Here is a 9050-nt window from a genome sequence, read left to right as displayed (position 1 = left end):
CAGCCTCTTCTTCCAAAGGGGAGCCTTCCGAACCTTCCGGAGCGCAGTCCCGGAGGGAGCCGGGGATTTCCACCGTCTTTTTCGCTTCCGGGAGGGCGGTATCCTCTTCCGCCGGCACCTCCGGATCCTTTGTTTTTGCTGCTTCTGGTTTTTCGGCTGTTGCTGCCGCTTTTTCCGGAGTGTCCTTTACGGGAATTACAGAGACAGTCTCCGCGGACAGGGGCTTTTCGTTAACGAGAGGTTCGGCCTCGGGCAGTGAAGCCGCGGATTCGGCGGGAGTTACGGTTTTTTCCGGGTTTTTGGCGTCCATAACCATATTCCTGTTTCTTTCTGTTGCTGTTACTGTTACTGTAAAAGACTTGCTCTTATGAAGCTTTCAGGCCGGGAATAATTCAGGGGATCCGGCCGCGGGGTTCTTAAAATGCCTGAGAACCGCCAGGCATCAGTTTTCAATATTATAGATTTTTTCCGGGAATTTGCGTGACAGTTTTTGCCGGCATATTCCGGGCTTCCCCAGGAGGCGTTCCCGAATTCCGGCTTATCCTGCCATTCACACGTTTTTACTCCCGGGAGCGGCTCATTTTCGGTGTTTCCGCCCTCGGAAAACCCCCGTTCTTTGCATATTTTCTGAAAATATGCAAAGAATGCCATAAAGTTGTCGGGGAAAAACTGAGTAAGGAGTAAAATAATTAAAGTATGGCGTATCAGGGGATTTTTTACTGATGGAAACGATGGCTGAAGATCTGGAATGTATTCAGGAATGTGTCATAAAGGAATTTTTCTATTCCGTGTGCTTTTCAGAAAAGTTCAACTGTCTGGGCATAAGCATTCGCCGGAGGTTTCTGGAGCAGATCCCGGATTTTCAGTTCAATATGATGCTGCCGTCCTTTGATGCCCGGCTCCTGAAAAGAAAAAAACGCGATTTTATCCTCACTCTTAAGGTAACTCCCGTATTCCGGGTGGTGATGCTGGTTATTGAAAACACCGGCTTCTTTCTGGACATTGATGCGGAGTGCTATATCGACCGCTGGGTGGATCGGGTGCCGGTTTATCCGGTTTCCGCCATGCTGGAGATGGAACCGGACGCGGAACCTGATCTGGTGCTGGGGCCGCACTTCCGGTTTCAGGGAGCAGACAGCCGGGGCTGCCTCTGGCTGAATTCTCCCGGCATCCAGCTTATGAATCTCTATGCGGCGTTTTCCCTTAACGTGCTTATGCGGAAGATCCGGAGAGAGTTCACCCGTTTCCTGAAAAAGCGGGCTCTCGGAAAATCCTCCGACATGTCCCTTTTCCTGAACACCGATGATTTTCTGAGAAATACCCGGGATACTTCGGGCAGCGCGGTCTGGTACCTCAGCAAGGACACGGATGACTTCCGGAAAAAGCAGTCTCTCTGGGCCGACGAATTCAAGCAGCGGGAGTTCCAGAGACTGTTTGCCGAAACAAGGACGCTTTCCTTTGAGGAGCTTAAGAAGAGCTCCCGGAAGAAGGACTCTCCTGACATTCTTAAGATCCTGGCTCAGGAGCTCCGCAAGGCCGCTTCTGCCGCGGAGCGGGGCGGCGGCAAATCCGCCGCCGGACACTTCAAGCGGCTTTCCGATGTCATGAAGCGGGATTTTGAGGAGCACGACTCCCGGCCGGCTCTTTTGGTGTTCTCCTCTCCCGAGGATGCCGCCCGCATGAACGGCATTATTGCTGCGGATCCGGATCTTTCCCGGAAATATGCCGCCGAGGATCCCGCCAGTCTTATCAGAATCGTGGGCCGGAGACTCGGTCTCCTCTTTCATGATGAGCCGGATCAGTTTCAGGACTGCTATATGCGAGGCTTTCATGCCGGAGCCGATCTCATGGCCCGGTGTCTGCCGGACATCTGCCGCGACAATCCCCGGGTTGCCGCCGGCTTCAATCCCCGCTTTCTCCGGGCCTCCTATATTCAGGAGATCCTGGACGGGGGCTTCTATGCCGATCCCAGCGAGTACGCCCTTTCGGATCGGGTGATCCGGGGGGAGGATCTCCCCTGGAGTCCGGGACTGTTTCTGGAGATTATCCGGGAATACTGCACCAGAAAGCGGGAGCTCAGGCTCTGGGATTACCGGGAGCTCCTTAATATGGAGACCGCGGCTCTGAGATCGCCGCAGCTTTTCCGGGTGCGGATCCCGGGAGCCGATGCGGGCGCGGTCTATGCTGAAAAGCAGCTTTTTCTGGAGCAGCTGGCCAAAAAGTTTGAGATCCAGGATTCCGGCATTATGATCAATGCCCATGTCTTTGAGCTTTCCATGCGCCGGAAGCCTGCCGTTAGCAGGGTGATTTGTATAAGACCGGAACGCATGAGCACCTCGGAGCTCAGATTCCTGACAGCTGTGGCCGGAGGACCGGACAGAATTCACGGTATTTCCTGGCAGACCGAGGCTCCGGCATCCTGAGCGGGGCAGAGCCGGAAAGAAGGGGCTTCTTGCCTTGAGCAAAGCCAAAAAAGGCCGGGAAAGTTTCCCGGCCTTTTAAATTACTGCTCTAAGACGCTTAAATCACTTCGATGATGCGGAGCTAAACGCATCAGGCCTGTCCCTCTTCGGTGATCGGCTTAATGCTGTTAATGTCCTCGTCAGTGGAATAGCGTTCATGCACTCCGGTGGGAGCGGTGCCGTCATACTTCGGATCCAGCGATACCGAAACCTCCATCATGGAAGTGTCGTTCTGCTGGGAGACGTTAACCTGAACCTGCTCGTCGCTGATCTGCACGTACTTCTTAATAGCGGCCAGAATATCCAGCTTAAGCTGCGGCAGGAAATCGGGACCGCTGCGGTTTTCACGATCATGAACAAGCAGCACGCGAAGACGATCCTTGGCATTTTTTGCCGTCTCGCGATCGTCCTTCTTTTTGCTCATAAAAAAGTCAGTTAGCCAAGACATGGTATTATCCCCTTCGTGTAATTACTTTTTGCCGAATATTCTCTTCCACAAACCCTTTTTAGGAGGTTCGATGAAGCGGAAGGGGAGATCAGGCTGTCCCAGCAGGCGATGCACCGTATCCATGTAGGCCTGGCCGGCATCTGATTCCTGATCGTAAACAATGGGCTTGCCGGAGTTGGAAGCCTTGAGCACGGACTGGGATTCCGGAATGACTCCGAGAAGCTGAATGTTCAGAAGATCCACTACGTCATCCTTGCTCAGCATTTCTTCCTTCTCCACTCTTTCCGGAGAGTATCTGGTGAGGAGCAGGTACGGCTTAATGGGATCCAGATTGTATTCGGCGCGGCGGCTCTTGGAGTCAAGGATGCCGATAATGCGGTCGGAATCGCGCACGGAAGAGATTTCCGGATTAGTGGTGACCACTGCCACATCGGCAAAGTAGAGAGCCATCAGAGCTCCGGTTTCAATGCCGGCAGGGGAATCGCAGACAATGTATTCAAAGCCCATGTCATCCAGCTCATGAAGCACCCGGGCTACGCCTTCCTTGAAGAGAGCGTCCTTGTCGCGGGTCTGGGAGGCCGGCAGAATAAAGAGTCTGTCGCAGTTCTTGTCCTTGATGAGAGCCTGATTCAGAGTGGCTTCCTTCCGGATCACGTTGACCAGATCATAGACTACTCGTCTTTCGCAGCCCATAACCAGATCCAGATTGCGGAGACCGACGTCAAAATCGATAACGCAGGTTTTATGGCCCTCAAGCGCCAGACCGGAGCTTATTGCGGCGCTGGAGGTGGTTTTGCCCACGCCGCCCTTGCCGGAGGTCACCACGATAATTCTGGCATTGAAGCCCGCGCTGTAATCCTCCTTGGGAGCCTTGTCTTCCTGAAGGGCTGTTGCGACTGATGCCTCAGTCTGCTTTTCCTCGGTAATTGTGTTATTTTCTGCCATTTAGCGCAAAATCCCTCTTAAAAAATCAGAAACAGAAGCTAGAGGCTCTGTTCCTCGAAACTGAAGCCTTCCCCGTTGAGACGCACCAGAACCGGCCGTCCGATATACTTTTCGGGAATGTCATCCATAGTGCAGAACACCCCGGCAATGGAAACCAGCTGCGGCTGGAAGTTGGTGCAGAAGACCACGGCGCTTTTATCGCCGTTTCTTCCCGCCATCAGCCTGCCACGCATGGCTCCGAAAATGAAGATGCTGCTGTCGGCGGAGACATCCGCGCCGTAACCTACATTGCCGATAACGGTGAGACTGTTGTTTTTGATATAAACCTGTCTGCCGCTTCTGACATTGCCGGTGATGGTGCAGGGCTGTCCCCTGCCGCTCTCAGCATCCTTTCTGACATCCTCGGAGCCATCGTCAGATCCTGTCTTTTGTTCATCCGTGTTTTTTGTATTTGTATTCTGTCCGGCACGGTCAGCATCGCTCTGACTGTTCCGGGCCTGTTTTTTGGCCTGCTCCTCCAGCTGGATTTCCTGCGGAGTTTTAAACGCCGGAACAATCACATGTCCCCGGCGGCGCAGAGCTTCATCAGTATCCTTGTTTCCTGTTTCCATGACCCCGGTGCATTTGAAGCCGCTGTCTTCGACGGTTTTCAGAAGGTCTTCGGCCAGATCGGGATCCTCTCCGGACACCTGCCCCAGGTCAAGCACCAGAGGGTTTGTTTTAATCCAGAGGGCAATGTTTTCATATTTGGCCTTTTCCTGCAAAAATGCCAGAATCGCCTCCTTGTCGGCGGTGTCCAGACACAGCGCGGTTCCTTTAAAACTGCCGTTTTTGAATGTAATTGCCATCCGGCCTCCCAGGAATGCATAAAACGCGTGAATTATAGCCTATGATCCGACATCAGATCAAATTGCAGTTTGGCAGTTTTGCGGCCGAAAACATTTTTTTGAAATGACCGGCGCGATTGTGAAAATCCCGCGGGCTTCCCGGAGGCGGAAATCCGAAAAACCCGGCATTGCCGGAGCTCTTGCAGGCGTAATTGCGCGCCCGGGAACATGCCTGTTGTAATCTTTTCCGAAAGGTCTTAAATTAAACCCCGGCTGACTGAAAGAGACCGGATTCGGACAGGGCGGGTATTATCCTGGCATCCCCGAAGCCGGCATTGATTCATTTGTTAACGGAGCATGTTATGGAATGTCTGATTTACCGGGGCTTTACCCGGGAGCTTCATCCGGTATACCTTTACCTTGAAAGCAAAGATGCCCTGGACAGGATCCCGAAGGAAATCAAAAAGAGCATCCGGAAGCTGGAATACAGCTTCTCCTTTGATTTGACTCCGGAACGCCGTCTGGAGCGGGTGTCCGCCGCAGAGGTCTTAAAGGCCCTTTCAGAAAGAGGGTGGTTTCTCCGGGTGGACAGCAATGAATCCGAAAACCTCCTTGAGGAGCTCACCGGGAAAGCGGGAGCGGATAATCCGAAGCTGTAAGGCATTCCTATGTTTTGCGGGAGGAGAAAGTTCAAAGCGTTCTTTTCAGGCACCGGCGGCACGGCCGGCTTTTTCTGAAACAGCAGATCCGCTGGCAGGTTTACTCTTCGTCGCTGAACATCAGGGCTTTTTCAAGCATGCCCATAGGCTCGTCCAGACCGTAATCGTAGCTGTCCCAGACTTGATTAAGTTCCATTAGAATCCTGCGGCGAATCTCCTTTGGCACGGTTTTGGTTCGGGGATCCTTGGCCAGGAATTCACAGCTGTCCCAGACATCCAGAAGTTCAGTCTGGTCATCGATATAGGGCTCAAACGAAAGCAGGTACAGATTCCCCTTGATTCTTTCCCATTCTGTTTCCAGGTAATACTTATGGGGGCCGTATTTCTCCTCCTCCACGGACTTCTGCAGGTACTTCAGCAGTTCTTCCTTTTCCTCGAGAGAAAAGGTTTTGAGAAGCTCATAAACATTGGGAGGCGGGGTGTATTTGCGCATGGCATTCCTTTGCGTTTCTTTAAAACGCCCTTAAAGGTTAAATCCCGCTTTTCCGAACAGACGGCTGCGGGATTGCCGGTTACCTGAAGCAGTATTCCTGAGAGGCGTTACTTCGCAAGATGCATCATATAGGCGAGACTGGGATTGTGCTTCTTTTCATTACCGATGGTGGTTTCCGGGCCGTGTCCGGAAAGCACCTTGACGCTGTCCGGCAGGAGGAAGAGCTTTTCGGTAATGCTTTGCACCAGATCCCGGGCATTCCCCCGGGGGAAATCCGTGCGGCCCACGGATCCGGCAAACAGGGTGTCCCCCGACAGCAGAAGACCGCTCTTTTCAAAATAGTAGCAGACGCCGCCGGGAGTGTGTCCCGGGGTGTGGATAACCTTTACGGGCTCGTTCAGCTGAAGATCCAGCTCCTGGCCATCGGTTACCCATATGTCGGGAGCGAAGTTATCAACAGGCGGGAGACCCAGCATCTGTCCCTGATAGCTCATGCCCTCCAGAAGAAAGGCATCACCGTGTTCCGGGCCGATGATTTTGATATTGAGAAGGCGGGCCAGATCCTGCGCCGCTCCGGCATGATCCTGATGTCCGTGGGTAAGAAGAATGGCCACCGGGTTTAATTTCAGCTTTTCCGCTTCCAGAGCCAGCTCCCGGGCCGAGTCCCCGGGATCCGCAATTACGGCGTTCCGGTTATCAGGGCAGAATACAATGCGGCAGTTTTGCTGAAAGGGCGATACGCCGTAGGTGAGATACTTAATCATCTGAATCCTCCGTCAGATTCGGAAGCCGGAGGAGCCTCCGGTTCCGGAATTATCGTTAAATAGAGACCGGGCGGCCGGCGGGGCACGGCGGCCGGGGTCTCAGTCTTAGTTTACCTTTATTACCAGTCCCTTAAGGTACAGTCCCTCCGGGAAGGGCAGGGCCACGGGATGGTCGCCGGCCTGGGTGAGATATTCGATTATCTGGCCCTCCCGGCCCGCATCCAGAAGGGCGTCTGCCACCACCTTCTGAAAAAGATCCGGCGTCATGTGTCCGGAGCAGGAGAAGGTCATGAGAATGCCGCCGGGATTCAGCAGGGAGGCTGCCAGCATGTTGATATCCTTGTAGCCCCGGCAGGCCTTCTGAAGCTGGGGCTGGCTTTCAGCGAACTTGGGGGGATCCAGCACGATGACGTCAAATTTCTTCTTTTCGCCCCGGGCTTTTCTCAGGTATGCAAAAACATCGGCCTTAACAAAGCGGCAGCGGCCGGGATCCAGATGGTTGATAACCACATTTTCCCGGGCAATGTCCAGAGCCGGCCCGGAAACATCCACATTGATTACCGATTTCGCCCGGCCCCGGAGAGCATAGAGAGAGAAGCCGCCGGTGTAGGAGAAGCAGTTTAAGACATCCTTGCCGCGGCAGTATTTTTCCAGAGCGGCTCTGTTGTCCCTTTGATCCAGATAGAAGCCGGTTTTGTGGCCGTTTTCCAGATCCGTCAGGATCTTCATGCCGGCGTTTTCGGAAATGGCGAGAGGCATTTTCGGGAGCTCGCCCTTAAGCATTCCCTTTCTCTCGGCAAGACCTTCCTTTTTTCGGACGGCTTCATCGGATCTCTCGTAAATCACATCCTCCGGAAACACCTTTTCCAGAGCGGCGGTAATGTCCCTGAGGTGATATTCGGCGCCGGCGGAGAGAACCTTGACCACCAGCACCTGATTGTAGCGGTCAATAATGAGTCCCGGGAGGAAATCGGATTCGGCATCGATGACTCTGACGGCGCTGACCGCGGTGCGGGAAATGAGATCCTGTCTGTTTTCCCAGGCCTGGCGGATCCTTTTCTCAAAAAACGCGGCATCAATTTTTTCCGCCGGATCAAAGCTCCAGACCCGGCCCCGGATCTGGGAATTAGGAGAATAAGCCGCCGTGGCGAGATAATTCCCGGAGCTGTCCTTTACCGTAATATCTCCGCCGTTTTCCGGAGGATCCCGGACTTCGGAAACGCCCTTGGAGAAGATCCAGGGATGCTTTCTTAATAATGATTTTTCTCTTCCCGGATGGAGAATCATAATGCCTGACATATAGCTTGGTGTCCTGATAACGCTTTTGGCGCCGGATGAGGCTCATCATCCCGGGAGCTTCTGGGGTAACGGCCGGCGCCGGTAAAATCTCTGAGAGCCGCTCTTCCGGAGCCGGGGACAAAACTTACTTTAAAACCCCGCCGGCGGAAGCGCTCTCTTTCTTCTCCATAATATCAAAAACGCCGTAATGAATGAAAGGTTTGCTTCCAAAAAGGAAGTCCCCTTATCAGGGTAACGCTCAGCCCCCGGGCAAAATACGGCTTTCGGCAGCTTCCGCTCCCTTTGCTCTGCCCCCGCCTCATACCACGGCTGAACCCGCTGACCGCCGGTATTTCCATCAGCTCTTTTGCTGTTTTTTTTCTGCACTTTTATTTTCCGGAACGCGGAATCAGCTGTTTTAAGATGAGTTTAAGGTTTCCCCGCGGTACCCGGAATTCTCTGAGAAGCGGAATTACGGGCAGCGCCGGAAAACCGGGCAGAAACAGAAATTTTCAGCCAGGACCGTAACAATTGCAGTTTTTTGCCTGTGGCAAACTTAACTTGCTAACGCGCCGGGGTGATTGCCTCAGAAGGGCGGCCCCGGAAGATTTACTGACAACAGAAGCGGAATTAACTCAACAGAGGACTTTATTATGAATATCCTGACCATCATCCTTGACACCATCCGGATCATCTTTCGGAGCATCTTCCTGAATCGCGCGGTGATGGTAACGCTGGATGCTCTCCTCGCTCTCTGGATCCTGCATTCCTATGCAGGCATCGGTTTCGGGTGGCTGGTTGTCATAAGCGTCGCGCTGCTTTCTTTGGCAGTTTGGATTTTCAGCCGGAGGGAAGGAACCATCGGCGCCTTTTTCCGGATGTTCCGCATATTTGGCGGGAAGGCCATTGCTTCTGAAAACGGCGGCACCGACTGGAGCGATCGCGAAAGCATCATTTCCGAGGATGACGCCTCCCCTGCTTCAGAGGATGACGTCTCCCCGGCTGATACCGCTGCTTCTCAGGATGATTCCGCCTACGATGCCGGCCCGGACGTCGGGGCAGCGCCTGCCGGTATTTCCGAGAACGTCCCCGGCGGGATGAATGCGGCAGGGAAGTGGCAGCTTGCGGCTCTTAATGCGCTCTTCATAGGTCTTTCGTGCGTGGCCCTGAAGGA

The 9050-nt window shown here is 53.7% G+C and carries 10 protein-coding genes; 3 read left to right on the top strand and 7 right to left on the bottom strand.

The features are described 5' to 3' along the window. A partial coding sequence (locus tag ACJROR_RS08380; protein ID WP_406546735.1) for a hypothetical protein occupies window positions 1-310 on the bottom strand: 310 nt, incomplete at its 3' end. A gap of 412 nt (window positions 311-722) precedes the next feature. Here ACJROR_RS08380 and ACJROR_RS08375 point away from each other — a divergent pair. Continuing rightward, window positions 723-2423 (top strand): hypothetical protein, encoded by a 1701-nt coding sequence (locus ACJROR_RS08375; RefSeq protein ID WP_406546734.1) that lies wholly within the window; start codon window positions 723-725, stop codon window positions 2421-2423. A 130-nt stretch (window positions 2424-2553) separates the two neighbouring features. Here the strand turns inward: ACJROR_RS08375 and minE are convergent, their stop codons facing one another. The 3 genes from minE to minC are packed head-to-tail and all read right to left on the bottom strand — an operon-like array spanning window position 2554 to window position 4703. Further along, window positions 2554-2910 carry a cell division topological specificity factor MinE gene (gene minE, locus ACJROR_RS08370; protein WP_406546733.1) on the bottom strand — a complete coding sequence of 119 codons (357 nt, stop codon included), beginning with the start codon at window positions 2908-2910 and terminating at the stop codon, window positions 2554-2556. A 21-nt stretch (window positions 2911-2931) separates the two neighbouring features. After that, a complete protein-coding gene (minD, locus tag ACJROR_RS08365; RefSeq protein ID WP_406040253.1) occupies window positions 2932-3855 on the bottom strand; it encodes a septum site-determining protein MinD in 924 nt (307 codons plus the stop codon). A gap of 38 nt (window positions 3856-3893) precedes the next feature. Continuing rightward, window positions 3894-4703 carry a septum site-determining protein MinC gene (minC, locus tag ACJROR_RS08360; protein ID WP_406546732.1) on the bottom strand — a complete coding sequence of 270 codons (810 nt, stop codon included), beginning with the start codon at window positions 4701-4703 and terminating at the stop codon, window positions 3894-3896. Between the two features lie 341 nt (window positions 4704-5044). Here minC and ACJROR_RS08355 point away from each other — a divergent pair, with 341 nt between their 5' ends. Further along, window positions 5045-5341 (top strand): YcgL domain-containing protein, encoded by a 297-nt coding sequence (locus ACJROR_RS08355; protein WP_406546731.1) that lies wholly within the window; start codon window positions 5045-5047, stop codon window positions 5339-5341. 100 nt (window positions 5342-5441) lie between these two features. Here the strand turns inward: ACJROR_RS08355 and ACJROR_RS08350 are convergent, their stop codons facing one another. From ACJROR_RS08350 to ACJROR_RS08340, 3 genes are all read right to left on the bottom strand, one after another. Beyond that, window positions 5442-5834 (bottom strand): hypothetical protein, encoded by a 393-nt coding sequence (locus ACJROR_RS08350; RefSeq protein ID WP_406546730.1) that lies wholly within the window; start codon window positions 5832-5834, stop codon window positions 5442-5444. A gap of 107 nt (window positions 5835-5941) precedes the next feature. Then, complete coding sequence (locus ACJROR_RS08345; RefSeq protein ID WP_406546729.1) at window positions 5942-6598, bottom strand: MBL fold metallo-hydrolase; 657 nt, start codon at window positions 6596-6598, stop codon at window positions 5942-5944. Between the two features lie 105 nt (window positions 6599-6703). Beyond that, window positions 6704-7897 carry a class I SAM-dependent rRNA methyltransferase gene (locus ACJROR_RS08340; protein WP_406546728.1) on the bottom strand — a complete coding sequence of 398 codons (1194 nt, stop codon included), beginning with the start codon at window positions 7895-7897 and terminating at the stop codon, window positions 6704-6706. A 632-nt stretch (window positions 7898-8529) separates the two neighbouring features. Here ACJROR_RS08340 and ACJROR_RS08335 point away from each other — a divergent pair. After that, the coding region (locus ACJROR_RS08335; protein WP_406546727.1) for a hypothetical protein at window positions 8530-9050 on the top strand (521 nt) is incomplete at its 3' end.

Origin of the sequence: Succinimonas sp., assembly GCF_045225735.1 — a bacterium.
Lineage (GTDB): Bacteria > Pseudomonadota > Gammaproteobacteria > Enterobacterales > Succinivibrionaceae > Succinimonas.
This window is presented reverse-complemented; position numbering and strand designations above follow the sequence as displayed.

Excerpts from the sequence above, each read along its gene's own strand:
- ACJROR_RS08375 (WP_406546734.1), top strand. The coding sequence starts at position 723 with ATGGAAACGATGGCTGAAGATCTGGAATGTATTCAGGAATGTGTCATA.
- ACJROR_RS08340 (WP_406546728.1), bottom strand. The coding sequence starts at position 7,897 with ATGTCAGGCATTATGATTCTCCATCCGGGAAGAGAAAAATCATTATTA.
- minD (WP_406040253.1), bottom strand. The coding sequence starts at position 3,855 with ATGGCAGAAAATAACACAATTACCGAGGAAAAGCAGACTGAGGCATCA.
- minC (WP_406546732.1), bottom strand. The coding sequence starts at position 4,703 with ATGGCAATTACATTCAAAAACGGCAGTTTTAAAGGAACCGCGCTGTGT.
- ACJROR_RS08350 (WP_406546730.1), bottom strand. The coding sequence starts at position 5,834 with ATGCGCAAATACACCCCGCCTCCCAATGTTTATGAGCTTCTCAAAACC.
- ACJROR_RS08355 (WP_406546731.1), top strand. The coding sequence starts at position 5,045 with ATGGAATGTCTGATTTACCGGGGCTTTACCCGGGAGCTTCATCCGGTA.
- minE (WP_406546733.1), bottom strand. The coding sequence starts at position 2,910 with ATGTCTTGGCTAACTGACTTTTTTATGAGCAAAAAGAAGGACGATCGC.
- ACJROR_RS08345 (WP_406546729.1), bottom strand. The coding sequence starts at position 6,598 with ATGATTAAGTATCTCACCTACGGCGTATCGCCCTTTCAGCAAAACTGC.